The 26,010-nt window shown below is 65.9% G+C and carries 18 protein-coding genes and 1 pseudogene; 8 read left to right on the top strand and 11 right to left on the bottom strand.

The window, feature by feature from the left end; translation table 11 throughout:
• Positions 1-385: 385 nt before the first annotated feature.
• From rluB to P0D89_RS16770, 4 genes are all read right to left on the bottom strand, one after another.
• Positions 386-2,251 carry a 23S rRNA pseudouridine(2605) synthase RluB gene (gene rluB / locus P0D89_RS16785; RefSeq protein ID WP_408376922.1) on the bottom strand — a complete coding sequence of 622 codons (1,866 nt, stop codon included), beginning with the start codon at positions 2,249-2,251 and terminating at the stop codon, positions 386-388.
• 63 nt (positions 2,252-2,314) lie between these two features.
• Positions 2,315-3,328, bottom strand: a complete 1,014-nt coding sequence (gene scpB, locus P0D89_RS16780) for an SMC-Scp complex subunit ScpB (protein ID WP_408365081.1) — start codon at positions 3,326-3,328, stop codon at positions 2,315-2,317.
• A gap of 359 nt (positions 3,329-3,687) precedes the next feature.
• Positions 3,688-4,920: a pyridoxal phosphate-dependent aminotransferase gene (locus P0D89_RS16775; protein ID WP_408365083.1), complete on the bottom strand. Its 1,233-nt coding sequence runs from the start codon at positions 4,918-4,920 to the stop codon at positions 3,688-3,690.
• A 222-nt stretch (positions 4,921-5,142) separates the two neighbouring features.
• On the bottom strand, positions 5,143-6,045 hold the full coding sequence (locus P0D89_RS16770; protein ID WP_408365085.1) for a LysR family transcriptional regulator: 903 nt from the start codon (positions 6,043-6,045) through the stop codon (positions 5,143-5,145).
• A gap of 407 nt (positions 6,046-6,452) precedes the next feature.
• Here P0D89_RS16770 and P0D89_RS16765 point away from each other — a divergent pair.
• Both P0D89_RS16765 and P0D89_RS16760 read left to right on the top strand, forming a co-directional pair.
• Positions 6,453-6,848 (top strand): annotated as a pseudogene (locus P0D89_RS16765) (transposase); the annotation flags it as partial.
• A 296-nt stretch (positions 6,849-7,144) separates the two neighbouring features.
• Positions 7,145-7,399: a hypothetical protein gene (locus tag P0D89_RS16760; RefSeq protein ID WP_408365087.1), complete on the top strand. Its 255-nt coding sequence runs from the start codon at positions 7,145-7,147 to the stop codon at positions 7,397-7,399.
• 382 nt (positions 7,400-7,781) lie between these two features.
• On the opposite strand, the gene P0D89_RS16755 is transcribed toward P0D89_RS16760, so the two are convergent.
• Positions 7,782-8,105 carry a hypothetical protein gene (locus P0D89_RS16755; RefSeq protein ID WP_408365089.1) on the bottom strand — a complete coding sequence of 108 codons (324 nt, stop codon included), beginning with the start codon at positions 8,103-8,105 and terminating at the stop codon, positions 7,782-7,784.
• Between the two features lie 194 nt (positions 8,106-8,299).
• Here P0D89_RS16755 and P0D89_RS16750 point away from each other — a divergent pair, with 194 nt between their 5' ends.
• The 3 genes from P0D89_RS16750 to P0D89_RS16740 all read left to right on the top strand — a co-directional run bounded on the left by P0D89_RS16750 (position 8,300) and on the right by P0D89_RS16740 (position 10,104).
• The gene (locus P0D89_RS16750; RefSeq protein WP_408365091.1) at positions 8,300-9,088 is read left to right on the top strand and encodes a YdcF family protein; all 789 of its coding nucleotides are present in this window, start codon (positions 8,300-8,302) and stop codon (positions 9,086-9,088) included.
• 225 nt (positions 9,089-9,313) lie between these two features.
• Positions 9,314-9,547, top strand: a complete 234-nt coding sequence (locus P0D89_RS16745) for a hypothetical protein (RefSeq protein ID WP_408365093.1) — start codon at positions 9,314-9,316, stop codon at positions 9,545-9,547.
• A gap of 299 nt (positions 9,548-9,846) precedes the next feature.
• A complete protein-coding gene (locus tag P0D89_RS16740) occupies positions 9,847-10,104 on the top strand; it encodes a hypothetical protein (RefSeq protein WP_007182306.1) in 258 nt (85 codons plus the stop codon).
• Between the two features lie 86 nt (positions 10,105-10,190).
• On the opposite strand, the gene P0D89_RS16735 is transcribed toward P0D89_RS16740, so the two are convergent.
• On the bottom strand, positions 10,191-10,481 hold the full coding sequence (locus tag P0D89_RS16735; protein WP_408365095.1) for a putative quinol monooxygenase: 291 nt from the start codon (positions 10,479-10,481) through the stop codon (positions 10,191-10,193).
• 549 nt (positions 10,482-11,030) lie between these two features.
• On the opposite strand from P0D89_RS16735, the gene P0D89_RS16730 reads away from it, so the two are divergent.
• Positions 11,031-12,326 (top strand): EAL domain-containing protein, encoded by a 1,296-nt coding sequence (locus P0D89_RS16730; RefSeq protein ID WP_408365134.1) that lies wholly within the window; start codon positions 11,031-11,033, stop codon positions 12,324-12,326.
• 3 nt (positions 12,327-12,329) lie between these two features.
• On the opposite strand, the gene arfB is transcribed toward P0D89_RS16730, so the two are convergent.
• The gene (gene arfB / locus P0D89_RS16725) at positions 12,330-12,734 is read right to left on the bottom strand and encodes an alternative ribosome rescue aminoacyl-tRNA hydrolase ArfB (protein WP_149675297.1); all 405 of its coding nucleotides are present in this window, start codon (positions 12,732-12,734) and stop codon (positions 12,330-12,332) included.
• A gap of 168 nt (positions 12,735-12,902) precedes the next feature.
• Between arfB and P0D89_RS16720 the strand changes: the two genes are divergently transcribed.
• Positions 12,903-13,544, top strand: coding sequence for a VC0807 family protein (locus P0D89_RS16720; protein WP_408365097.1), 642 nt, complete (start codon positions 12,903-12,905; stop codon positions 13,542-13,544).
• A 31-nt stretch (positions 13,545-13,575) separates the two neighbouring features.
• On the opposite strand, the gene P0D89_RS16715 is transcribed toward P0D89_RS16720, so the two are convergent.
• Genes P0D89_RS16715 through recC form a run of 3 tightly spaced genes read right to left on the bottom strand, consistent with a single transcriptional unit; the run spans position 13,576 to position 22,807 of the window.
• Positions 13,576-15,726, bottom strand: a complete 2,151-nt coding sequence (locus P0D89_RS16715) for an AAA family ATPase (RefSeq protein ID WP_408365099.1) — start codon at positions 15,724-15,726, stop codon at positions 13,576-13,578.
• Positions 15,723-19,421, bottom strand: coding sequence for an exodeoxyribonuclease V subunit beta (gene recB, locus P0D89_RS16710; RefSeq protein ID WP_408365101.1), 3,699 nt, complete (start codon positions 19,419-19,421; stop codon positions 15,723-15,725). Before recB ends, P0D89_RS16715 begins: the two co-directional genes overlap by 4 nt.
• On the bottom strand, positions 19,418-22,807 hold the full coding sequence (gene recC, locus P0D89_RS16705) for an exodeoxyribonuclease V subunit gamma (RefSeq protein ID WP_408365103.1): 3,390 nt from the start codon (positions 22,805-22,807) through the stop codon (positions 19,418-19,420). Before recC ends, recB begins: the two co-directional genes overlap by 4 nt.
• A gap of 203 nt (positions 22,808-23,010) precedes the next feature.
• On the opposite strand from recC, the gene P0D89_RS16700 reads away from it, so the two are divergent.
• On the top strand, positions 23,011-25,500 hold the full coding sequence (locus tag P0D89_RS16700) for an FUSC family protein (RefSeq protein WP_408365105.1): 2,490 nt from the start codon (positions 23,011-23,013) through the stop codon (positions 25,498-25,500).
• A gap of 139 nt (positions 25,501-25,639) precedes the next feature.
• Here the strand turns inward: P0D89_RS16700 and P0D89_RS16695 are convergent, their stop codons facing one another.
• The gene (locus tag P0D89_RS16695; protein WP_408365107.1) at positions 25,640-25,849 is read right to left on the bottom strand and encodes a hypothetical protein; all 210 of its coding nucleotides are present in this window, start codon (positions 25,847-25,849) and stop codon (positions 25,640-25,642) included.
• Between the last annotated feature and the right edge of the window lie 161 nt (positions 25,850-26,010).

Here is a 26,010-nt window from a genome sequence, read left to right as displayed (position 1 = left end):
AAAAAATGGGCTAAACGCCCATCATCTTATTACCGGTGGTCGCACCTGAGCCGCATGTGAAAAGCCGCACGCCCAGCGACTTCGCGATTGTAGCCATTTTTCGGGACAAACGCAAACCGCAGAACCCGTGCGAAGCGCATTTCCGCTTGATTTCATGGGAATCTTTCGACAATTTGGGGGCGTTTCAGGCCTTTTGCAAGGCGGCCTTCCCCGCTGAAGCCGACGTTCGGCAAGCACGGACGAATAAGCCCTGCCCCATTTTTGCGTACACCGCGGTTGATGCGTTGTCTGAAACGCGCGGCGAGCGTCGATCGATTCGGACGGCGACCGTGAAACCGTTAAAGAACGATTCGCGGCCGCTGTCATGCGCGGCTAAGCTCGCGGCTTACCGCCCCCGCGAACGGCCACGCGGCGCGCCGCCGCCACGATTGGCGCCGCCCGGGTTGGCATTGCCGCCGCCCGCGCGATTGGCGTTGCCGCCGCGGTTGCCGCCGGGTCCGCGATTGCCGCCCGGATTTGCACCGCTGCCACCGGCACGCTTGCCGCCGGCGGCGCGATTGCCGTTAGGGGGCGGCGCGCGATTGCCGTCGACCTCACGGCCACCCCGCGGGCCACCCGTGCCGCCGCCCAGCGCGCTGCCGAAACCACCGGCGCCGCGGCCCGCGCCACGATTGCCGTAGCCGCCGCCGAGACCCGCGCCCGAGCCCGCGCCGCCGCCGAAGCCACCGCCCGCCGCGCCGCGCCGGCCCTGGCCGCGCGGTTGCTGCTCGAAACGGCTATGCGACATCAACACGGGTTCACGGCCGATGAAACCCATCGAGGTTTGCATCGGGTCCGGCTGCTTGCGCTCCGGCGCCGAACTGCGGCCGCCGCGCTCTTCCGCCGGCGCCTTCAGGCCGACCGAGGCCATCAGCGCACGCACCTGATTGTCCTCGAGCTCTTCCCAACGGCCGCGTTTCAGACCCTTGGGCAGCGAGATCGGGCCGTGACGCGTGCGGATCAGGCGGCTGACCATCAGGCCGGCTGCCTCGAACATACGACGAACTTCGCGGTTACGCCCTTCGGCAAGCGCGACGTGATACCAGTGGTTGGTGCCTTCGCCACCGCCGTCGCGGATGCGCAGGAAGTTCGCCGGACCATCGTCCAGCTCGACGCCGTGCAGCAGCTTCTGACGCATACCTTCGGCCAGTTCGCCGACCACGCGCACTGCATATTCACGCTCGACGCTGTAACGCGGGTGCATGAAGCGGTTCGCCAGATCGCCCGACGTGGTCAGCATCAGCAGACCTTCGGTATTGAAGTCGAGGCGGCCGACCGCGAGCCATTTGGCGGTTTTCATCGGCGGCAGGTTATCGAACACCGACGGACGGCCTTCCGGATCCGCGTGACTGACGATTTCGCCGGTCGGTTTGTGATACAGCAGCACGCGCGGAGGCTTGTTGGCCAGCTTGCGCTTGACCGGCTTGCCGTTGATGCGGACCTGGTCGGTCGGCATGATGCGCTGGCCAATGTGAGCCGGCTCTCCATTCACAGAAACCCGTCCGGCGACGATCAGTTCTTCCATGTCACGGCGCGAACCCATGCCCGCTTCGGCCAGCACCTTGTGCAGTTTCGGCGCGTCGTCGTCGGCCGCGAGCACGCGCTTGGGCGCAACCGGCTTGCCACGACGCAGCATCGGCGCGCGCACGCCACCGGTGGCGCTGTTGTCCGCGTCGAACGCGGGCGAGGTCACGTACGAGAACAGATCGTCCTGGCCCGCGTCGGGGGCCGCCGCCGCTTCGCCGCCCCGGCGATTCTGCTGGCGCTGACCGCCTTCGCGCGGCTGGCGCTCACGCTGACCTTCACGTTGACCTTCGCGCGGCGCGGCGTCGCGTTGACCACCCTCCCGCTTCGCGCCGCCCGCCTGGGCGTTGCGTCGCGAGCCCTGGCTCTTGGCACCCGCTTCCTTGCGCGGCATGCGCACTTGCGCGACCACCTCGCCGTCCGGCGGCGCCTCGGTGGCGACCGGCGCGCCTTGCGCGGGCGCCCCTTCGGCGCCCTTCGCCTTCGCCCCGGCGCGGCGCCGCGCGATCAGGCTGCGCGGTCCGCGACGCAGGCCGCGGCGCGGACGGTCTTCGCCGTCTGCTTCCGCGCTCTGTGCCGGGCGCTCGCCCTCGCCTGCCGACGCTTGCGTGGTGCGCGCTTCGTCGGCCCGCGCCGACGGCACGGCGCGCTCGGATTCGGACGAATCGGTGTCGTGGGTATGTGTCAAAACAACCTCAAAATGTCAGGTCGCGCACGCCCGTTGCGGGCGTGGCAAAAAAGTTCGGTTACGTCAGGCGCTGCGCGACTCGGGTTCGTCGTCGGTCAGCACGCCTGCGTCCTGTGCGGCATCGCGACGATCTTCAGGATCGCCGTGCGCCGCCGTGGTCGGGTTCGGCTCGGCGGCGCGCTCCGTATTGCGGAGTACGCCCGAGTCGTGCGCGGGTATTGCCGGATCGGCCTGGGAGACCGGATCGTGGTTCTGTGCGGATCCGGCGATACCGGCCCGCGATGCTGCATGTGCCGTTTCGGCATGTTCTTGCGCGGCCGGCGCGTCCGGCTGCGACTCCACCGCCGGAGCGGCTTCGGCGGCGTTGCCGGCTGCTTCGGCTTCGCGCAACTCGGCCACCGTTGCGTCTGCTACAGGCGCTTGGGCTGGCTGCACCGATTCCGCGTGCTCGCCAACCTCGGCCTCGCCTTGTTCGCCCACCGCCGGCTCCTGCACGGCCTCGCCAGCCTCGCTATCGGCAAACTCGATCGCATGCTGGCCGAGCAGATCCGCGTTCAACTGCGCCGACGGATCGGCCAGCGGCGGCAACTCGTCGAGCGCGGTCAGTCCCAGATCGTCGAGGAATTGCCGCGTGGTCGCATACAACGCCGGACGGCCTGGCACATCACGATGACCGATCACTTCGATCCAGCTTCGATCTTCGAGCTGCTTGACGACCTGAGTATTCACCGTCACGCCGCGAATCTCTTCGATATCGCCACGCGTCACCGGCTGCCGGTAGGCAATGATCGCGAGCGTTTCGAGCACCGCGCGCGAATATTTCGGCGGCTTCTCAGGATGCAAACGATCCAGATACGAACGCATCGCGGGCTTGCTTTGAAACCGCCAGCCCGACGCCAGCCCGACCAGCTCCACACCGCGCCCAGACCAGTCCTGCTTGAGGTCTTCGAGCAAAGTCCGAACGGTGTCTGCCGACACGCCGTCGGCAAAGAGCTTGCGCAACTCGCCGAGCTTTAACGGCTCCTGCGCGCAGATCAAGGCAGTCTCGAGGACGATCTTCGCCTCTTGGGTATTCATGCAGCTAGGTCAGACCCTGTGGTCAAAGAACCGGATCAAACAGACGATGTGGAACTGAAGACGCGCTCGCCCGATTCTGATCGGTCATATTGATGGGAGCACGCACCGGGGGGAGGCGAAACAGACTATCGAGCCAAACCCAGCCGGACGGAGCAGCGATATTCCTGAAAAGGAATCGCGTGACTGAGCGCCATATTACGCAAAAACAATCAGTGCGTAAAGACGAAATCCCCGGCGCATTTTCTGGCAGCGCTTCAGCCGGCGAAGCTGAGCGGAAAAACGGGGGAAAACCCGCGAAAAATCCGCCCTTTTACTAGGCATTTTCAGTTGCCCGACCCGCTATTTCTCCGTCAGACTCATTAACAGGTCCCGTGACGCGCCAGGAACCGCTGCAGACGCTCCACACCTGCGTCGAGCCGCGCCGTGTCGCACGCGTAGCACCAGCGCACGAAACCTTCGCCCTGCGCACCGAACGCACTGCCGGGCGCCACGCCCAGCCCCACTTCGCGCACCAGCGCCTTGCATAGCTCGAGGCTGCGCGACGCGCCCGGCATCGAGAAAAACAGGTACATCGCGCCGGGCGGCGCCTTGACGTCGACACCCGGCACGGCGGATAGCGCGCGCACCAGATGGTCGCGCGACGCCTTCAGGTCGTGCACCAGTTCCCGGGTGAAGCGCTCGCCCTGCTCAACGGCCGCAATGCCCGCCTGCTGAACAAACGAAGGCGCGCACGAGGTGTTGTACTCGACCAGCTTGGCCAGATCGTCCATCAATTCGGACGGCGCAACGATCCAGCCAAGCCGCCAGCCGGTCATCAGCCACGCCTTCGAGAACGAGTTCACGCAGATCACACGCTCGTTGCGCGCGGCGAGATCGAGGAACGACGGTGCCGTACGCGCCTGCGCGCTGCTCGCCGCCGAGTTAGCCGACTCGGCGTCCCCATAGAAGAGACGCTCGTAGACTTCGTCGGCGACGATCCAGATGCCGTGGCGCCGGCAATGAGCGAGCACGGTGCGCTGGTCTTCACGGCTCATCACCCAGCCGGTCGGATTGTTCGGCGAGTTGATCAGCAGCATTTTCGTGTTGGGTGTCAGCGCCGCCAGCAACTGCTCGACGTCGAACTGCCAGCCGCGCTCGCCATAGTCCAGCGCGACCGTCTCGACATGCGCGCCAAGAATCTTGGGAATCTCAACCAGATTCGGCCACAGCGGGGTCACCGCGACGACTCGATCGCCAGCGCCCACGACCAGTTGCGCCGCAAGCATCAACGCATTGACGCCGGCGCTCGTGACCGCGACGTGGTCCGGCGAGGTGGCGCCGTGCAGTTCGCTGACGTAGTTCGCGAGTACCGCGCGCAACGGCGCGATTCCCAGGTTATGCGTGTAGAACGTCGCGCCGGCGGCCAGCGCGGAGCTGGCGGCGTCGCGAATGAAAGCCGGCGTGACCCGGTCGGATTCGCCGAACCAGAACGGCAGCACGTTGTCGACGCCGAAACCGGCGTTGGCGACTTCACGAATTTGCGAAGGACGCAGCGCGCGCACAGCGTCGCGCGCATTCGGGATGGACGGCACAGACAGATCCAATTCGCTCATCGAGACTTCCGGACGGAGAAATATAAAGGGTGATACTCAGGGAAGGCGATAGTTTAGCCCGACGCATCTCTTGAAAGCAGCGAGGCCGGCAGCCGGCCCGGCACCGAGGAAAGGACAGCTACCGCACGGTTTGCGTGCGCGGCGACGCTCGCCTCGCCGGGTAGATTTTCGACATCCGTTACGGCTCAGGACCTGGAGACGCGTTTCACCGCGCAGCCGAAACTAGCTCAGGTCCTCCGCCCGCGCTGGCAATTGACGGATCAAGCCCCACACCGCCTCCGCCGCGGGCGACAGCGAGCGATCGCGCCGCCGCACAAGTTCGACCGTGCGCTCCGCACGCGGCACGAGCGGTCGCGCCACCATCGAAGCGCCAGCCGGCAGCGGCAACGCCAGCCACGGCAGCACGCTCACCCCGACGCCCGCCTCGACGAGCCCAAAAACAGTCGCAGAATGCCCCAGCTCCTGCACCACCGTGGCGCTCACCCCGTATTCCTGCATCGCGGCGTCGATGATCGGCCGGCTGCCCGACGCGTAATCGAGCAGTACGAGCTGCTGGCCTTCGAGGTCCGTCCACGCCACCTGCTCAAGCGCCGCCAAGGGGTGGTCGTCACGCGAGACGAGGCAGAACGAGTCAGTCATGAGCGCTTCGTTGAGCAGGTCGTCGGCGGAAAGCGGGCCGATGACCACGCCGAAATCGACCTCGCCGGACTTGACCTTGCGCACCACGTCGCTCTGCACGTCGTCGCGCAGGCCCAGTGCAATGTACGGGAATTGCCGCCCGCACGACGCCACCACGCGCGGCATCAGCCGGCACGCGACAGTCGGACTGGCGGCCACCACCACGCGCCCGCGCCGCTGCTCGCCGATTTCGCGGATTTCGCGCAGCGCGTCGTCGAGATCCGACAAAAGACGCGACACGCTCGACACGAGGTTGCCGCCCACATCGGTGAGTTGTACGTCACGCGTGGTGCGATCGATCAGCTTGAGGCCGATTTCGCCCTCGAGTTCGCGCACACAGCGGCTCACTGCCGATTGCGTCAGGCCGATTTCATCGCCGGCCCGGCTGAAGCTTTGCAGGCGGGCGACCTCGATGAAAACCCTGAGTTGACGCAGCGTTACATTCATTTATCAGCCTCATCAATAACGCCATTTGATGCGAATTGTAAGGCCAAAAAGCCGCCGCGCCCCTTATGGGGATTTTCGCTGCAATGCAGCAATGCGGCGCAAACGCACGTTGGTCGGGCCTCGGTGCACAAGATTGGTGATTGTCCCGATTTGCGAGATAGGTTTTTTGGATTCTTATACGCCCCTAGCTAGCGCCCGCGCTGGCCCGCCGTCACAGGGCTTTGAGGCAGTCGGAATCAACTTGGCACACTTCCTGCATTTACATGCACACAGGATCGGCGCCATGACTGCTGGCTCAATAGCAGACCGTGGCAAGCCCGACCCCCTTGGCACTCGCCTATCGAGTGCATGGAGAGTGCGCGGCGCGGGGCAGCGCACCGGAGTTAGCTTCGCTGAGGTGAAACATGATGCTGTTCGACGATTTGAGAGACAACGAGTGGGCGCTGGTCGAGGCTTTGTTCTGTGCTGAACCGGCACGGAGCGAACGGCGCGGTCGGCCGCGCGTGGAAGCGCGCGCGGTTGTCAACGCTGTGCTTTGGGTGCTGTCGACCGGCGAAGGCTGGTCGAAACTGCCGGGCCGTTACCCGTCGCCGCCGACTTGCCGCCGTCGCTTCGACGAATGGCAAGCCGATGGTACGCTCGCCGAAATAGTTAAGCGACTCGGCACGAGCGGCCGTGAAATCTCGCTGCGCGGCCGGATCGGCGCAACCGCTGCCAAACCGCCGGCACCGCCGAGCCGTGACCGCCTGCGCGGCGCGTTCTGGACCAATCCGGAATCGTGGCGCGCGCCGGTCAAGATGGCCTGACGCCAGCGCCGTTTCACCTCCGGGCGCCTGCGGGCGCCCGGCATGCATCTGGGCCGCCCGACCGCATGTCGGCATCCGCTGGCCCCGCTATGGGCACCGCCACCGGGCGCGCCCAATCCTGTCGTCCCTACCCTGTGCCTGGCCATACGCAAGGCCAGTCGCCCCAAGAGCAGCGCGCGGGCAGGCGATGAAACATCCATTTACTATTACTTACAGCGTGCTTTCGCGCCCCGGCATACCTTTATACGTATGCAAACAGGCCTTGAGTCGAATGGGCTTGACGGGAGCTCCGCATGAAACCAATGTCACTGCTTCTGTGCGGCATTGTGATTTCATCAATGGCCGCACCAACGCTTGCACAACAGCGCCCACAGGCTTGGAACTGGCGGCCGGATCGTTCGGCGGCACTCGAAGCCTGGCAGCAAAGCGAAACGCGCAACCGCGATTTCACGCCTCCGGCGCCGCGCGGAGACTTGCGCGGGGATATTGCCAGTAACGTACGGGCGCGGCCTGATACGCCTCGAGAAGATGGGGGGCGCCATCGTTAAAACGAGTGGTTGCCGGAGATCCGATCGCCTGATGTCGGTGGCCGCAGGCGGTGTAGTCGGCTCCGGTGTAGTCGGCCCTCCTGCGTCGGTTGATCCCCATATTTGGCGGACATCGGCTCTATCGGCAGAGCCTTGAATCATGCTCGGCAATACCATTTTGAATAATCAGGGAACCACACCGCGCCGGACCAGTCTCATTTAACGCCATTAGCACAGCGTGGCAGTAGTAATTCCGGTACGCCCGTATCCTCGCGATACGGGCTTTTTTTTCGCGCAAGCACCCGTTAGGACGCCAGCCGGCGGTCCGTTTCCATAAATGAAGAGAGCGAAAACACCACATGCCGCCAGGCAGCGGGGCAACCCGCGTCACGCGCCCCGCGGCTTAAGATCGGACTTCGAGAGCAGCGGTGGAGCGCGCCTCGAACGGGGCGACGACGTAGTCGTTCATCCGCTGTGCAGTCCAGCTGAGGAGGCGTTCGTCATGTGCGAGCCGCGCGAACTCGGCTTTTCCCCGCTCGGTGAGCACAGCGATGTCGACAGGTGCATGAAAGCCCGGTGCCGGAGCGACGGTGCGCTGGCGAACGGTGTCCATCAGGCCCAGCGCGCGAAGATATTGGAAAACGCCCGGCCTTCTGGCCCATGGGACCTGACGATATTGCGCCCGCCGCAGCGCTTCAAGTACCGCTTCGTTGGAATACGTGGTCATCTCACTTCTTTCTTAAAGTGCAGCTATGACACATCTATGCCCAACGCGTCACCGCGCCACCAGTGACGCGCGTAGCACCCGCCCTTGGCTGGAAACTGGCCGCACTTCATACAGCCGATTCCGCCAGGTGCTGCCTGGTCTCGTTTCGGAACCCCCGTCGAACGGCATGGTAGCGTTCTGTCCAAGAGCCGGCGATGCAACCGCTGCGGCGCGATAGCAGGCCCGTAGATTTGTCCCGAAAGACATACGTTACCCCATTTAAATTGATTCTATTCACTTTATTAGCGCTTTTTTTTGCAGCAATCGTGCGATGGAAGAGCGCCCGTCGCCCCCTCATCCTGCTCACGGTCGTCCTGTTCTGGCTGCTGGCCACCGGCTGGCTGACCGCGCCGTTGCTGGATCTCGTGCAGCCGCGAGAGCCGAGCACCGCGTCCGCCACCTTTGCGCCGCGCACCGCGATCATCCTGCTGGGCGGCGGCACAATTTATGACCGCGACAACATGCTCGTGCCGCCACGCGACGTCCTCGCCCGCATCAAGATGAGCGCGGACAACTATGCCGCCTGCAAACGAACGGAAGCCACATGTCAGGTTATCGTAAGCGGCGGTAATCCACAGCGGCATGACGCGACCGAGGCCGACACCTATCTGCCCTACCTGTTGCGCCAGCGCGTGCCGCGCGCGGACATCGTGCTGGAAAACAGCAGCCGCACGACGTATGAAAACGCGCGCAATGTCTCGGCCATCCTGTCGCAATCGCATTACGACGCCCTGATACTCGTCACCTCCGCCTACCACATGCGGCGCGCGTTGCTCGACTTTCACTGTTTCGGCGTTGCGCCGCAGCCGCTCATTTCGAGCGCGCGGCACGCACGTCTCGGTGTACTGCCGCGCTATGTCAATCTCGTGAACGCAGAGATCGCTCTACATGAACTCGGGGGGATCGCGCAATTTCATCTATATCGCGCAATTGGATGGTTCTGAAAATCCCAGGCATCAGTCGGCGGGATTTTTGTTCCGACACGCGAATGCTTGATGCGTATGGAATTGCCCCGTTTCGCGACCCAGCGCAAACGAAAAGGACGAGTTGTAACAAATCGTTAAGGAAGTTACAAAACCGTCTGCTGGAGCGGAGATTGCTGGCTAGAATGCATTGTCTTTCCACTGGACAGGCAATATTCGAATCCACAACCAACTGCGGAGGTAACGATGAAAAAAGTGTCCGTGGCAATCCTGGTTTCCCTCACTGCCATCACAGGCGCGGCTTACGCGCAGGACAACGGCATCACCATGAGCACCGATCCGGCCAAGGCCGCCGACGTCGAACAGCGCGCGCAGGATTTGCAGAACCGCCAGCAAGCCATGCAAAGCGCGCCAGCGCCCGAGAAACATCACAAGACGGCTCCGCATCATCACAAGAAGGCCGACGCTTCGAGTTCGTAAGCGCAGCCCGGGGCGCGCGCCGCACCCTCGCCGCCAAGACGTACAACCGAAGCCGGCACTGCCGGCTTCGGCTTTTTTGCTGTCTAATGGACTTCCAGGAGCACGCGCAAAAGACCCGCGAGCACGCGCCGCAACGCGCGGCGGAGAGCCGGCGCCAGATCTCGAAGCGCGGCGTGAACTTTGCCCCGCCGGCCCGCGCCCGGCGTTCGGCGCCCGGCTGTCGGTGTGCTAAAGTCGCGCACCAACCGGCACCCGGCCGGAATCCCCTAACCCGTGCGCACCCTGGTGCGGAGGACAGCATGAGCAACATCCAGCTAGACATCGAATGGACCGAAGCAGCATCTCGCAAGATTGAAAAACTGATGCCGCGCGGCGGTCAGGAAGCGTTCCTCGCGCTGCCGCCCGTCGAGTGCCTGCCGATGGAAGGCGACGTGCTATTTCTCGGCCCGGACGGCAAGCAGCAACCGTTTATCGTCGCGGAACGCCAGTACCATCACGACGGCGATGCCGACTGGACCATCATCCTGATCCTCGACGTCCCGCAAGCCACCCACTAAAATAAACGGCGAGTGAAGCGCGAGCCGGCACCGGCCATGCACGTCACTCGCCCTTATGCGGCTCGCCTGAGTCTGAGTCTGACCGCTCAGGCGATCTTCGACACGACGCGAATTTCCGCGTGTTCGACCCAATCCGCCACTACCTTCCTGTAAGCCGCGATGTGCGCGGATTTCGCGTGCGCCGCGAGCGCCTCCTGACTTTCCCACCGCTCGACGAACACAAACCGGCGTGGCTCCTGCACGTCGCGATGCAGGTCGTACTGAAGCGCGCCCGGCTCCTTGCGCGTCGGCCCGACAATACCTTCGAGCGCCTGACGCAACTGCTCCTCATAGCCCGGCTTGGCCACCGAGATTGCCACCACCGCGATTTCCGACATGCTTGCCCTCCCGTTCACGAAAAACAGCAGCATACCCGCCGTCCAGCCAACCTGCTGGCGAGCGCCCAATGTGCGCCTGGCAACACATGGCGAAACATGGCAAAACGTGCGTAACGTCTGAGCACCGTCCGCGCCTGGAGTTTGGCGGGCGGCCACTTGCCGCCCTGCTACGCTCGCCTTCATGCAGGCAACTGATTGCGATTGAGAATCGGTCTCACACCCGGTACGCACGCGCGAACCTCTGGCGCAAGTTCGCGCGACGCCGTGCCGGACAGGCCCTCGGCGACCGGTTTGCTTAGCCAGTTGGCCAGTTCAGAGTTTGTGATTACCCGCACATTCATGCGAATTGCAAACTGCTAGACTGGTCTTGATTTTTTGACTAATTCCGCCGGAGTCCAGCATGGCTGGCATCGCTCTCCGCGTTCCTGGGCATCACCGGATTCGCCCTGCAGACGCGCGGGCCGTGCATCCATTGCGCGCCGAATCGATTTGCGCGCCCCTTCATCCGCTAGCCGCGAAGTCTCCATGTCTACTCTCGTGCCCGCATCTATGCCATCCGTCAGCGAATTGACCCTGAGCGGCCTGCTTCCGCATCTGGTGCGCGGCGAGTCCGGCTGGACCGCGACGTGGCGCGCGCTGACTTTGCACAGCGTGTTCCAGCCGGTGGTGTCGGTCACGCATCAATGCGTGGTCGGCTACGAGGGGCTGCTGCGCGCGTTCGATCCGGTCGGTCTGCCGGTGTCGCCCGAAGTGCTCTTTTCCGGCACCCGCTCGGCCGCCGATGCGCGCGAACTCGACCGCATCGCCCGCTGCCTGCATGTGGCGAATTTCATGGAGCAGGGCATCACCACCGGCTGGCTGTTCCTGAACACGCGCCCGCAGGTGTTCGAAACCGGCTGGCCGCAACGCGCTTTCATCGACGAACTGTCCGCGCATTTCGGGCTGCCGCAGGAGCGCATCGTGATCGAGGTGCTGGAGCAGCCCGCCGACGACGAGTCCGCGGTCGCCAGCATGCTCGCCGCGTCGCAGCCGCGCGACTTCCTGATCGCGATCGACGACTTCGGCACCGGCTTTTCGAATTTCGACCGGGTGTGGCGGTTTCGCCCCGACATCGTCAAGCTCGACCGCTCGCTGGTGGCGCGCGCAGGCAAGCGCGAGGGCGACGATTCGATGATCAGCCACCTGATCGCGATGCTCCATCAATCCGGCACGCTGGTGCTGGCCGAGGGCGTCGAGACCGATGAGGAACTGATGATCCTGATGGAGGCCGACGTCGATTTCGTGCAGGGTTTCTGGCTTGGCCAGCCGAAGGGTTCGGTGCAGGCGGCATGCACGCAGGTGCCGGCGCTGATCGAGTCGATCTGGAGCAAGTTCGCCGACTACGAACGCGCGCACGCCGGCCACCAGCGGCTCGGCTTCGAAGGATTCGCGGAGGCGGTGCTGAGTGCCGCCGACACCTTCAAGGCAACCGGCGATCTGCGTCAGGCCGCGCAAAAAATGTGGCATCTGCGCGAAGCGCGCCGGGTGTTCATCACCGACGGCCTGGGTGAGCAGACCCAGCCGTCGGTGACGGCCGCGTCGGTGCCGCCGACGCCGCTGCGGCTCGCCCCGCTCTACTCCGAGACGCGCAGCAACTGGTCGCGGCGCGCCTATTTCAAGCATGCGCTCGCCGCGCCGGGACGCGTCGCGATGATGGGGCCGCATTATTCGCTCGCGGATGGTCAGGACTGCTACACCGCGGCCATCGCGTTCGAACGTGACGGCACGCATGTGCTGTGCGTCGATTTCGTGCCGGCCGCATCGAACACGGATGCGCGTCCCGCCGGCCGCGGCGGCAAGCGTTAAGCGCTAGTCGTCCACCCGGCCACGGCCGGTTTTGATCTCACTGCGTTTGGCCTTGCTCTCGAGACGCCGCCGGTTCGACGCGCGCGTCGGCCGGGTCGCGACACGCTGCTTGCGCGTCACGCTGACGCTTTCGATCAGTTCGTCGAGCCGCGCCAGCGCTGCCGCGCGGTTCATCTCCTGGGTCCGATGCTCCTGCGCCTTGATGATCACCACGCCGTCGCGCGTGAGCCGGTGATCGGACAGCGCGAGCAAGCGCATCTTCAGCACTTCCGGCAGCGACGAAGCGTGCACGTCGAAACGCAGATGAATCGCGCTCGAAACCTTGTTGACGTTCTGGCCGCCCGCTCCCTGCGCGCGCACGGCGGTCAATTCGATTTCGTTCGGCGGGATCGGATAACGGGATGTCATGAGGCTGGTTTGGGGCTAGGAGACGTCAGTGTACACAGCGCGATGGGCAGCGCTTGACGCCGGCTACGCATCATCGGCTATCGGGCGCGGCGGTCGATGGGAAAAACTATTTGCATCGCTACGGCGGGTTCATCAATACTGCCCTCTTCGCTTACAGCGTAAATTCATATGAAGCTTCGTCCGGGATTCGTCGCCGAACTGGCCGTCAATTTTCTGCTGCCGTGGCTCGCTTACCGGCTCGCATTGCCGCATCTCGGCGAGACCGGCGCGCTGATCGCTTCCGCCGTGCCGCCGATCGTCTGGAGCCTGGTCGAACTGGCGCGCTTTCGCCGCGTCGACGCGCTCAGCGTGATGGTGGTGGCCGGCATTGTGCTGTCGGTCGCGGCTATGGCGCTGGGCGGCAGTCCACGGGTGCTGCTGTTGCGCGAGTCGCTGGTGTCCGGCGCGATCGGCGTGGTGTTTCTGCTGTCGCTGCCGATGCGCCGTCCGCTCATCTTCTATCTCGCGCGCGCCACCGTCGCCCGCGAAATGGAAGGTGGCGCCGCGCATTTCGAAGCGCTGTGGCGTGAGCGGCCGGGCCTCGCCTCCTCGATGCGGCTGATGACGCTGGTCTGGGGCGCCGGCCTGACCTGCGAAACCGCGGTGCGCGCGTGGATGGCGCTCACGTGGCCGATCGAGCGCTTCCTGGTGGTGTCGCCGTTCATCGGCTATGGCATCTACGGGGCCCTCGCGCTGTGGACGCTGTGGTATCGGAAGACGATGCGCCATCGCGTCGATGCGCGTGTGCAGGCTGATGGGATCGTGGGTTAAGCACAAAGGCACTACGCCCGCCACCACCCCACTACCCAGCGCGCCGCCACGCCTCCGCGATCCGCGCGGCAAGACCCGAATCACGCTGAGTCGGCGTCGCGATCGCCTGCGCCAGCACACCGCGCGCGCCTATGACCTCCACCCGCTCGCGCGCTCGCGTGATCGCCGTGTACACGAGTTCGCGCGACAAGACCCTGCTGAACGCAGATGGCAGCATCAACACCGCGTGCTCGAACTCCGAGCCTTGCGACTTGTGAACCGTCAATGCGAAAGCGGTGTCGTGAGGCGGCAGCGCTGCCGGCGACACCGCCCGCAGACTGCCGTCGCCGGTCCGGAAATACACCCGCAGCGCACCGCTCGCGCCGGGCAGCGCGATACCGATGTCGCCGTTGAAAAGACCCAGCGCGTAATCGTTGCGCGTCACCATCACCGGACGCCCCGCGAACCATTGCGCGCCCACCGCCAACGTCACACCGGCCGCTCGCCGCACCTGCGCGGCCATCGTCGCATTCACCTGATCGACGCCACGAGGTCCGGAACGGGTCGCGCACAAGATGCGGAAGCGGTTCAACGCGTCGAACAGCGGCAACGGGTCCGGCGTGTCGGCTGCGAGCGCCGCGACGAGCGCGTCGGCATAAGGCGCGAAGCCTTCGGCAAGCCGCGCGACGGTGCGCTCGGCAAGCGTCGCGTGCGTGTCTTCGTACAGCGCCGCCGGGCAGGCTTCGGCGGGGTCGGCCTGCAGGACTTCGAGCGCCGCGCTCGCCGAGCCGCCGCGGATTGCGAGCGACAATCGGCCGATAGGCGACTCGAGACCGAACCGGTAGTTGCGCTCGAGCCAGACGACCCGGTCGGCGAGCGGGCCCTGAGCATGGGCTGCCGACGCCGCTGCAGGAGCCCGCGACGAAGATGATCGCGACGCGCTCGTCTCATCGACCGGCTCGGTGCTGCCGAATAGGTCGCCCGCGGGTGGTCGATCGAACTCGTCCGGCTGCGCGGCATGCGCGAACAGGTCATCGGGCGACGAATCGAAATTGTCCGGCGCTTCGAACGGCGCGAAAAAATCTGCCGGCGTTTCGTCGAAGTCCGGCGACTCGCGCGGCAAGGCCTGCGCGAGCCGCGCCTCTTCGATGCCGAGCGCCCGCGCGATCCGTTGCACGCCGGCCGACGTGAAGGCGGGCCTGGCGCTGAGTTCGGCAAACACCGCGCCGGCTTCGACGGCGGCGAGCTGGTCCTTGTCGCCGAGCATCACGAGACGCGTTTGCGGTGCGATCGCATCGAGCAGATGCGCGGCCATCGCGACGTCGATCATCGACGCCTCGTCGATCACGACTACATCGTAAGGAAGCGGATTGTCGCGATGATGACGGAAACGCCCTCCCGGCCCGGAGCCGAGCAGACGATGCAACGTGTACGAAGTCTGCGGCAAACGCGCGGCGAGTTCGGGCGGCAAAGCGCCGGCGCGCGCGAGCAGCGCTTCCTGCATTCGTTGCGCGGCTTTGCCGGTGGGCGCCGCGAGGGCGATCCGCAAATCCGCGCGGGAGTCGAGCAGGCAGGCCAGCACGCCGACCACGGTGGTGGTCTTGCCGGTGCCCGGCCCTCCGCTGACGATCGTGAGGCGCCCCGACAGCGCCATGACGGCCGCGACACGTTGCCAGTCGACCTCGTCGTCTTTCGGCGGACCGAAGTAGTGCAGTACGCGCGCGCGGAGTGTTGGAGCGTCAGCGTCGATATCGGCACCCTCCGATGTATCGCACTCGCGAGCATGCGCGACCAGCGCGCGGGCCAGACGCCGCTCGTAGTCGTAGTACCGCGCCAGATACAACCTGCCCTGCCCGTCGATCACCAGCGGCCGCAACGCCGCCGCACTCGGTGAGCCATCGCTCGCCATGCCGCTCGCCAGCAACGCCGCGCGCACCTCGGCGCTCGATGCCTCGAAGCGTCGCGCCAGCACGGCAAGCGGCACGCACACATGGCCCTCGGCCGTCGCGCGACTCGCGGCAAACGCGCCTCGCGCCGCCCACTTCACCGCTTCGGCCGACGCCCCGGTGCGCCGCGCCAGCGTACCGATGCGGCGCGCGAAACCTTCGGCGAGCGCGAGACTGAAATCGGCCGGCGCGGGCAGGTTCACGCCGATGTCGTCGAGTTCGGGTGGCGCCGAGAGGCCTTGTTCAAAGGTGCTCATGCGACGCCTCCGATCATCGCCGCGTCGAGCAGCGCCACCAGTTCGAACGCGGGCCGCCGCATATGCACGCCTGCCGGGCCATCGGCATCGCCCCAGGCGGGACGCACGCCGCGCACGAACAGATACAGATAGCCGCCGATGTGCGTGTCATACGCGTAATCGCGCACCCGCGTTTTCAGGTAGCGATGCAGCGCGACCGTATAAAGCAGCGCCTGCAGGTGATACGCGTGGCTCGCCATCGCCGCTTCGAGCGGCGCCGCCGCGTAGTCGGCGGCACTCTCGCCCAGATGGTTCGACTTCCAGTCGACGATCCAGAAGCGTCCATCGTGCTCGACGATCATGTCGATAAATCCTTTGACGAAGCCGCGCAACACGCCGGGTTCCAGCGCGACGTCGGGATAGCCGTATTCGATCAGCAGCTCGCGCAACGCGGGGAAATCGAGCGACGGCGCTGCGAACAGAAACTCGAGTTCGTTCAGGCGCCGATGCGGATCGAGCCGCGCGAGCGTCATGCCAGGCACGAGTTCCGTGGCGACGACGTCGGCAAGCAGGTTGTGCATCATCGCGGGCAGACGCGCGGCGAGTTCGGGCACGGCGGGCGCCGGCCGCTCGCGCAGCGCGCCACGGATCGCATCGGTCCATGTGCGCGGATCGGTGAAATCCGCGAGCTCGAACATGCGGTGCAAGCAGTCGCCGGCGGCCGCGCCGCGCGGAAACGCGAGGATGTCGTCCTCCGCATGCGACGGTGTTTGCGGCGCGGGCGCGGCCACAGACGCGGACCCGAGCGCATCGGCGATCTCATCGTGATCGGGCCGCACGTCTTCCACCGGCGAGCGCGCCTCCTCGGCTTTGCCGCCGGCCGCAATCAGGCCGCTGAAGCTCGCCATGCGCCACTGATCGCGCAACGGCCTGCGATTGGCGCGCGCCTGCATCTGCGCGCCATGATCCTGAAGGTTTTCCAACGGCGTGCGGCGCGCCACTTGCGGCAGCGCCCGCAGCGTGACCGGGCCGCCCGCGAGCGCCTGCCAGCGCGCGGACAACGCGGCTTCGTCGGGCGGCTCGGCGAGCCAGTCGTCGAAGCTATGTCCGCCGCCGCCCACCAGCCAGTTCAGCACGCTGCGGCGCGACTCTTTGGTCGAGCGCGACGACAGATACGTGCCTGCGACCAGATAGCAGCGATACACCGCGCGAGTCAGCGCCACATACACGAGCCGCGCCCGCTCCGCAGCCTGCTCGCGCACCGCGTAACGCGACGCGCGCTCGGCCTCTTCGTCGTCGCAACCGTAATGGAGCACCGCCTCGCCGGTTGCGTCGTGGTATTCGCGCGCATCGGGCAAGCCGGACGACGGCGGCTCGCGCAAGCCGCCGTCGTTCAGAAACGGACAGAACACCACCGCGTACTCGAGCCCCTTCGACTTGTGCACGGTAACGATCTGCACGAGGTTGCGGTCCGACTCGAGCCGCAACTGCGCGTCCTCGCCGCCGCCCTGCGCGCGTTGCGCGGCGAGCCAGCGCAAGGTCGGCGCGATGCCCGGCTGCGTCGCGGCACGCGCCTGCACGAGTTCGGCGAGATGGTTCACGTTGGTCAAACGGCGCTCCCCGTCCGGTCCGGCGACGAGCCGCTGCGCGACCCGCAACTCGCGCATCAGCGTGCGCCACATCACCGCGAAACCGCGCTCGTGCCAGAGCGTGCGATAGCGCGAAAAACGCTCGACCCAGCCCATCGCGTCGGCCGCGTGCGCGGGGTCGTCGGCGGACGAAGGCGCGTCGGCGGACTGCTCCAGACGCCACAGCGCGGCGGCGTCGAGACCGAGCCAGTCGGTTGCCAGCGCCGCGCGCAGACGGCGCAGATCGCCGGGTGTATCGACGGCGGCCAGCACGCGCTCGATCTGCTCGGCGTCGAGTGTCGCGAACACCGACGCCTGCGCCAGCTCCACGCTGCCCACCCCCCACGCCGCCAGCACGCGTTTGATCAAACTGCCCTGCTTGTGCGTTTGCACCAGCACCGCGATGTTGCCCGGCGCGAGCGGCGCGTCGCCGATCGTCACCGCGCCTTCGCGCGCGCCGCGCAGCAGCCGCACGATCTCGGCGGCGCATGCTTCGCTCGCTTCGCGCTGCGCGTCGCGCTTGGTCAGCGCGGCGTCGCCTTGCGGCAGGCTCCAGATGCGGAAATCGCCGGCGTCCGCGCCCGGGTCGGAGAACGGCGGACGGCGCCGCTCGCCCGCGCGCACCGGCTGATAGTCGAGCCCCTCGAGCACGAACGCGTCGCGATTGGCCTCGAACAGCCGGTTGCAAGCCTCGACGATCGGCGCGGTCGAGCGCTGATTGACCGCCAGCGTGTAGCGCGCGGATGCCGCCGCGCGCGCCGCCAGATAGGTGTGCAGATCCGCAGCGCGAAAACTGTAGATTGCCTGCTTCGGATCGCCGACCAGAAAGAGCGGCCCAGCCGGCGCGAAGATGCGGCTGAAGATCGCGAACTGCAGCGGGTCGGTATCCTGAAACTCGTCGATCAGCGCGGCCGGATAACGCGTGCGCAAAGCATCGGCAAGCCACGGATGAGCGGCAAGCGCGCGATACAGGTTCGACAGCAGATCGTCGAACGACACCACCCGGCGCGTGCGCTTGCGCGCGACGAGTTCGGCCGGAGCGTAGTCGAGCCACGTTTGCACGAGTTCGAGCCAGCGCGTGCGCTGCGCGGCCTCGGCCACGACCACGGCGGCCGCGAGCGCCTCGGCGTGTTCGAAGAACGGATGCTCCGGCGCTTCGAACTTGACCTTGGTGGCCTTCTTCAATGCCGACACGGTCAGCCTCAACGCGGCCTTCGGCGGCGGCGCGTGACAATCGCCCTGCGCGAAGTAGTCGGTCCACGCGGCGATCGCGGCGCTCACGTGTTCGGGCTTGTGCGTGGTCTTGCTCAACCGCTCCTGCACCTGCGCGAGCAGACCGACGATCGCATCGCGCTGCGCCTGCCACAGCCCGAACGCGGCATCGAAATCCGCTTGCGGATCGGCGCTGCCGCCGCTTGCTTCGAGCGCGCCCCAGCGCAACTGCGCCAACGGCTTTTTCAGACGCCGCGCGAGTTGCTCGTCGAGTGAAGCGGGACCGGCGCGTTTAGCCACCAGCCACGCGGCGAACGCGGGATGCGCATGGGCCACGGGCTCCACCTGCTCGCGCCAGAAATCGGCGGCCATCTCGAAGCGCAAGGCGGCGTCGTCGGCTTCCATTTCGAACGCGAACGGCATCGCGGCAGCGAACGGCGCTTCCTGCAACGCGCGCTGACAGAACGCATGAATCGTGTGAATCGCCGCCTGATCGAACGTGCGCAGCGCACGGCGCACCACCTTCAGGGCGTCCTCGCGTTCGATGCCGCGCTGCGGCGCAAGCGTCGTTTCAAAGAGACGCTGGATGAACGGGTCGCCGCCGTCGTCGTCCATCTCGATCGCGCGATGCAGTTCCGCCAGACGCCCGCGAATGCGCTCGTGCAATTCCGCGGTCGCCGCCTTCGTGAATGTGACGACCAGGATCTGATCTGCGTTCAGATTCTTTTCGAGCAGCAGCCGCACGTACAGCGCGCAAATGTTCCAGGTCTTGCCGGTCCCCGCCGACGCCTCGATCTGATTGACACCGTCGAGCGAACACGCAAAGACGTCGAGTTCGTCCGCGACCAGCGCGGCACTGCGCACGGCGCCGCTCATGAAGCGCTCCGCAGATGCTTGACGAGCGGCTTGAACACGATCGACGCCAGACTGCCGAACGGTTCGTCGAGCGTGAGCGGCGTGCCGCGCAGTGCGATGCGCAACGCGGAGTCGTCGGATTCGCTGCGCACGCGGTCGTTGATCCACACGCCCTGCGCCGCCGAATCGCTTTCGCTGACCCGCGTCCATGCGCTCTTCGGGAAGAAGCGCAGTGGCAGCATGCGCCCGGCCTTGAACAGCGCGGCGAGCGGCGCGAGTTCGTCGAGCGGCGCGGCAACCGCCGTCAATTCAAAGCTCTCGCCGCTGCCGTGCCACACAGTGCGGCGCGGGCCGTCCGGCCGCGCGGCGCAATAGACCAGATGCGCGAGCCAGGCCGACAGGTAGTCGCGCGCGGTCGCTTTGGCGTAACGAAAAATCACTTGTCCCGTTCCGGTCAGCAAATTCAATGTGCCGTGCAGTTGCAGCGGCGTTTCGGCGGCCTGACGCAGCGCCGCGTCGTGCGGACCGAACAGCGTGCCGGCGATATCCGCGCTGTCGGGCCAGCGCGGTGCGATGTCGAGCACGAACGGCAAACGCTCGACACCCGAGGCCACTTCGCGGCGCACGCTCGCGGCGAGCTGGCGCAATGCGCCGAGTTCGCGCGCGCGCCAGACCGCGCCCGTCGCGCCGCCCGGCAACTCGGGACTCGCGGCGGCAACGCGGCGCACGCGCTCGGACATCACCGCGTCATCTTCTTCGGCATCGGTGTCGAGCAACACGGGCAGCAGACGATCGGCCAATGCATCGCGCCCCGCATAGTCCAGTTCGAAGGGCTCGGTGTCGAGCAATTCGCCCTGCGCATCCGACAACACGATGCCGAGGCGATCGCGCAACAGCGCCCGCGCCGGATGACGCCAGAAGCGCACGAATTCGTCGAACGCGACCGGCGACGCGTCTTCCGCCGGCAACGGCTGGTCGAAGAACGATGCGGCGGCGGGATGCTGCGGCGCGGCCAGCAGCGTCGCCAGTTCCGCGCGATCGGCGTCGTAGCTGAACAATTCGCGCTGCGCCGAGAAGTAGTCCGACGCGAACGCCTGCAGCGGATGCTCGACGATGAACGCGTGACGCGCATGCTCCACCTCGGCGGGACTCGCGTGATCGCCCGCCGAAACCTGCGCGAGGTAGTCGAGCAGCTCGTCGACCAGCGCGGCCGGCGGCAGCGGCGCGTTATCGCGAATGCTGCGGCCCGTGTAGCCGATGAAAAGGCGGTCGCTCGCGGCCAGCAGCAGATCGAGAAACAGATTGCGCTCATCATCGCGCCGCTGGCGGTCGCCGGCTTTGCCGAACGCGGCCATCAGGTCGAACTCGTCGGCGCGCGCGAGACTCGGCAACACGCCGTCGTCCATGCCGAGCAGGCACACGATCCGATACGGCAAACCGCGCAAGCTGGTGAGCGACGAAAACGTCACGCTGCCCCAGGGCACGCCGCCGCGCGCCGGGTCGTCGAGCGCCTCGGTGAGCGCGCCGCGCACCACCGCGGCGGGCAACGTGATGTTTTCGGCGCCAGCCTGCATCGCGTCGCTCATCTTGTCGACCGCGTCGCGAACGGCGGCGAGTGTCTCGGCAAACTCGACGCCGCCGTCGAAACACTGCGCAAGCGTTTCGAGCAGCAGACGCGACCATTCGGCCGGTGTCTGTTCGATCGCGCAGCGCGCCGCGAAGGTGTCGATGTCGTCAACGAATCGCGACAGACGGCCGAGCAGTTCGGCGTCCGAGCCGTCCGCGCCTTCGACCGGCAACCACGCATCGACCGGCTCGCCGCCGTCGGGCATCGCGTAGCCGAGGTAAAGACGCGTGAGCGCATCCGCGAAAGTGTGTCGGGCAATCGGCACATGTTCGCCCGTCGGTTCGAGCGGCGCGAGCCCGCGCCGCGCGCCGGCTGACGCGAGCCATTCCTGCGCGGCTTCGAGCGAATTCGCGTCGATGCCGTAACGCACGGCGATCGCGTCGACCCGCAGCCATTCGATCAGGTCCGGCGCGCCCACGCTGCGTTCGGGCAACGCGAGCCAGTCGAGCAGCAGACGCGCGACCGGATTGGCCTGCGACGGCGGCAAGCCGGTGATCCGATATGGAATGCGGCGCGTGTCGCCGGCGGGCGTGGTGCCGAACACCGCGTCGATCAGCGGACCGGCCGCCGCGAGATCGGAGACGGCGACCAGCACGTCGGAAGGCTGCAGATCGTCAAACTCGTCGAACCAGCCCAGCAGGCGGTCGTGCAGCACTTCGAGCTGCCGCGACAGGCTATGGCATACGTGAACCTCGATGCCTCGCTCGACCGGCAGTTCATCGGCATCGGTTTCCATGCGCAGATCGAGGATGCCGTTCTGCACGGCGGCCAGCCAGCTCGGCTCCGGGTTCTCCGTGAAATCACCGGTCTCGCTGGACGCGGCGCTTTCGGTCAGCTCATGCAGCATGTGCAACTGCGCCTGCGTCTGACGGCCCCATTCGGCGAGCAACGGATGACCCACTTCCTGATAGTCGAGTTGCCCGGCGGCGTCGAGCGCCTGCACACGCCCCTCGCTGACGACGTCGAACCAGAACTCGCGGCACGGGTTCATCACGTACAGACGCACGTCGACCCAGCGCGACAGCGCACGCAGCAACGCGACGTGCAACGGCGGCATGGTCGGCAACGCGAACACGCTGACCGCTTCGGGCCACTGAGCTTTCGAAATCGCCTCGAGGTCGAGCGTGCCGATTTCCTCCAGGAAGCGATAGGCCGGCGGCAATGCGGCGGCGGGCGTTTGCGGATTTCCCGCGACGTCCGCCACTTCAGCGAGCACTGCGCGCCACAGCGCCGCCTGCCAGCGTTCGTCCTCGCGCGCCGCCTCGCTCGCGCCAACGAGACGCGGACCGGTGTCGTGCGCCGCGCCGCTCGCGAAGATCGACCCGCCCTTCTGCCATTGCAGCAGCCATTCCGGGCGATACGTCAGATAGTGGTCGAGCACGGTCGCCACGCGCCGCGCCAACTCATAGCGCATGGATGCGTCCGCTGCGTCGAGATAGGTGCGCAGACGCGGCGATGCATTCCAAGGCAGCGCCTCGTCCGCTTCGCCCAGCAGCCGGTAGCAACGCCACACAAGGCGGTCCGGCGCGAACGGCGAATGCCTCGGCACCTCGATCACACGACCGATCTGCGCCCACAGCCATTGCGCGAGATAGCCGAAATCGACGTTCGCGCAAATGCCCTGGCGCGCGGCGATATCGAGTTCGAGCCGCCGCCGCACCGCCGCGCTGGGGACGATCACCGGCTGCGCGGTCCACGGATCGGACGGCGCTTGGGCCAGGTCGTCGAGCAAGGCGCCGACCAGCGTTTCGTAACGGTTCGAATAGAAGAGCTGGAGCATGGATTCCGGATGAGGCGCGCGGCGCGAACGCAACCTGCGAGCCGCGTCAGACAGTGAAGCGACAGCATAACAAACGCGCTCCCAGGGCATAACCTGGCCGAACGGATGAGGTCAGATCGCACACAAAATCAGTTAGACTCGACGGCAGTTTGGGTCCGTCCCTTCAACCGCGGTTTGCTCAATGAATGGAAGTCAGGTAGTCGATGCGCTATTCGGTTGAGATAAAAAAATTCCTTTATAGCCAGTACTTTTATGGCGGACTGCGCATCGCGGTCGGCGTGTCGCTACCGGCGTTACTGTGCCTGATCGTGTTTCACGATCGCGAACTGGGCTTCACGATCGCCACCGGCGCGCTCGGCGCGTGCGTCGTCGACATGCCGGGGCCGCTCAAGTACAAGCACAACGAGATGCTGGCCTGCACGGTGATCGGCTTTCTGTCCGCGCTCGCCACCGGCCTCGCCACGGTGAACCCGGTCGCGCTGTGGTGCACGGTCGTGCCGCTCACTTTCCTGCTGTCGCTGATCGTCGTGTACGGCAACCGCTGGCCGCAGATCAGCTTCGCCACGCTGTTCATGATGATCATGACGCTGGAGGAGCACTTCACGCCGATGCAGGCGCTCGTCAACGCGTCGTGGATTCTGCTGGGCGGTCTCTGGTACACCTACTGGTCGACATTCGTCAGCCGCTGGATGCTGCATCGTATCGAGCAGCAGGCACTGGCCGAAAGCGTGTTCGCGTGCGCCGAGTATCTGCTCGCGCGCGCGGCGTTCTACGATCTCGACAACGATCTGGACGAGTGCTATCGCGTGCTGGTCGACAAGCAGATCACCGCGGTGGAACGTCAGGACGCCGCACGCGACATCGTGCTGCGCAATCTGCCCAAGCTCAAGCGCGGCAAGCTCGAACCCCGCCGCGCGATGCTGTTCAATCTGTTCATCAACACCGTCGATCTGCACGAGCTGTTCGTCGGCGCACACACGGATTACTCGCTGGTGCGCACCACGTTCGGCGGCTCCGACCTGCTGGTGTTCTATCGCGACCTGATTCGCAAGGCCGCCGAGGATCTCGAGGAGATCGGGCTCGCGGTGCTGCAGAATCACGCGCCACGCAAACGCGTGAACGTCAAGGCGGAATTGCGCGCGATCGAGTTCGAAATCGAACTGATGCGCAAGCAGGAGATGCCGGCCCAGAACCCTGAGGCTTATTCGGCGGTGTCGTCCAGCTTCCGCCGCATCTGGAGCGCCACGCGGCTGATCGACAAGATGCGCAAGAGCCTGTCGAGCGACCCCAGCGAGACCGAAACCGAATTGCGCATCGACCAGGCGCTCAACCGCTTCGTGTCGAGCCGCCGCGTACCGTTCGGGCAGATCCTCTCGAACCTGACGATGGCCTCGCCGAGCTTCCGTCACGCGTTGCGCGTGACGATCGCGGTCGCCGTGGGCTTCTGGCTCGGCCGTCTGCTGCCGCTCACCAATGCGTACTGGATCGTGATGACCACCGTCATCATCCTGAAGCCCGGCTATTCGCTCACCAAGCAGCGCAACGGGCAGCGGATCGTCGGCACGTTGATCGGCTGCGCGGCGAGCATCGCGTTGATCATCTTCGTCAAGGAACCGCACATTGTGATGGTGGCGATGTTCGCGTCGATGGTAATGAGCTACAGCCTGCTGCTGTTCAACTACACGGCGAGCGTGGTGTTCACTTCGTCGTACGTGCTGTTGCTGTTTCACCTGCTGGCGCCGGGCAGCATGCGCATCATCGGCGAACGCGCGATCGACACCGTGGTGGGCTGCGCGATCGCGATCGCGGCAAGTCACCTGTTCCCGTACTGGGAATACCGTTTGATGGGCAAGCTCGTCAACACCATGATCAATGCGACGCGGCAGTATCTGGAAGCGAGCTGGTGGTGGAGCGGCAAGCCGGCCGCCGCGGTGGTGGCGGTGGTGACAGAAGCCGGCGCGCGTGCCCCGGCCGCGGCGATGGCCGATCCGGCAATCGGGTTCGGGGGAGCCGCGCTGGCGAGAGCTGGCGGTGGTGGCGGCGACGGTGTCCAGGTCGGCGCGGCGGGCAGCAACGGCACGATCCAGCCGATCGCGGATGTCAACGCAGGCGCAAGCGCCCCGATGGTCACCATTACGACCACGAAACCCGCGGCCGGCGCGTCCGCTGCCGCTGTGGCGGCCGCCACGGCGCTCGACCGCGACTACCGCTACCGGCTCGCGCGCAAGAACGTCCACGTGGCGTTCGCCAATCTGGGCCAGGCGTTCCAACGGATGATGCTCGAACCGAAGTCCGCGCAGATGTTCGTGCCTGAACTGAACGGCCTGCTGGTGCGCAGCCACGTGCTCGCTTCGCAGATCACCGCGGTCGCGCCGTTGCTGCGCACTTCCGCGCAGCAACAACAGCACGCCGACGATGTATCGCTACAGCCGCTGCAACGCGCGCTGAGCGTCGTGCGCGACAATCTGACCGAAGCGGAAGCCGGCACCCCGCTGCCCGCCGACCATGCCGAGCAGATCAAACTGTTGAGCCGCGAGCTTGATGCGATGGTGGTCGAAACGGAGAAGTCGCCGGAGTATTCGGCGGATGCGGTGCACGACATGAAACTGCTCGCCCATCAGTGCAAGCAGATGCTGGCTGCGGCGGCGTTGATCCGTAAGGATGCGAGTGTGATTCGGTTGCCGGAGGAGTGAGGTGAAGCGGAAGCGCTGGGGGACGGGCGGCGCTCTGTTGTGTGGGTGAGAGCTGCGTGTTGTGCGGCGGCGCGCGTTCGTCGGCGCGGCTTTTAAGAAGAGCCAGTGCAACGCTTCACGCCGACGCGCCCGCGCCGGGTTACTGCGCCACGCCGCTTGCGGGCTTCACGGCCGTCGCCGCTGCCGCAGCTTCGGATGAAATCGACGGCGCCTTCGCGTTCTGGCTTTCGAACTCGTGCTTTTCGCGGATCGCGTTGTAGAACAGCGTGGCAATCACCACCAGGATCGCCACCACGATGAAGACGGCTATACCAAAGGTCGGGTTCTTCTTGCGCGGCGGTTTGTTCATGAGGCGGGCTCGGTTCGCGAAGCAGTTCGCGAATGGTGTTTGGGAAGGCGGCATTCTACGCCCGGGTGGCTTGCACATGGCTTGCAGTGGTGGGGCGGCGGTGGGTGGCAAGTGCTGCGGCGGCCGGCGCGTGGTTCCCGTGACTCGCGTTGTTGCTTCAT

Origin of the sequence: Paraburkholderia sp. RL18-085-BIA-A, assembly GCF_046027075.1 — a bacterium.
GTDB lineage: Bacteria > Pseudomonadota > Gammaproteobacteria > Burkholderiales > Burkholderiaceae > Paraburkholderia.
Note: the sequence above shows the minus strand (reverse complement) of the source record. Positions and strands in the feature narration are given on the sequence as shown.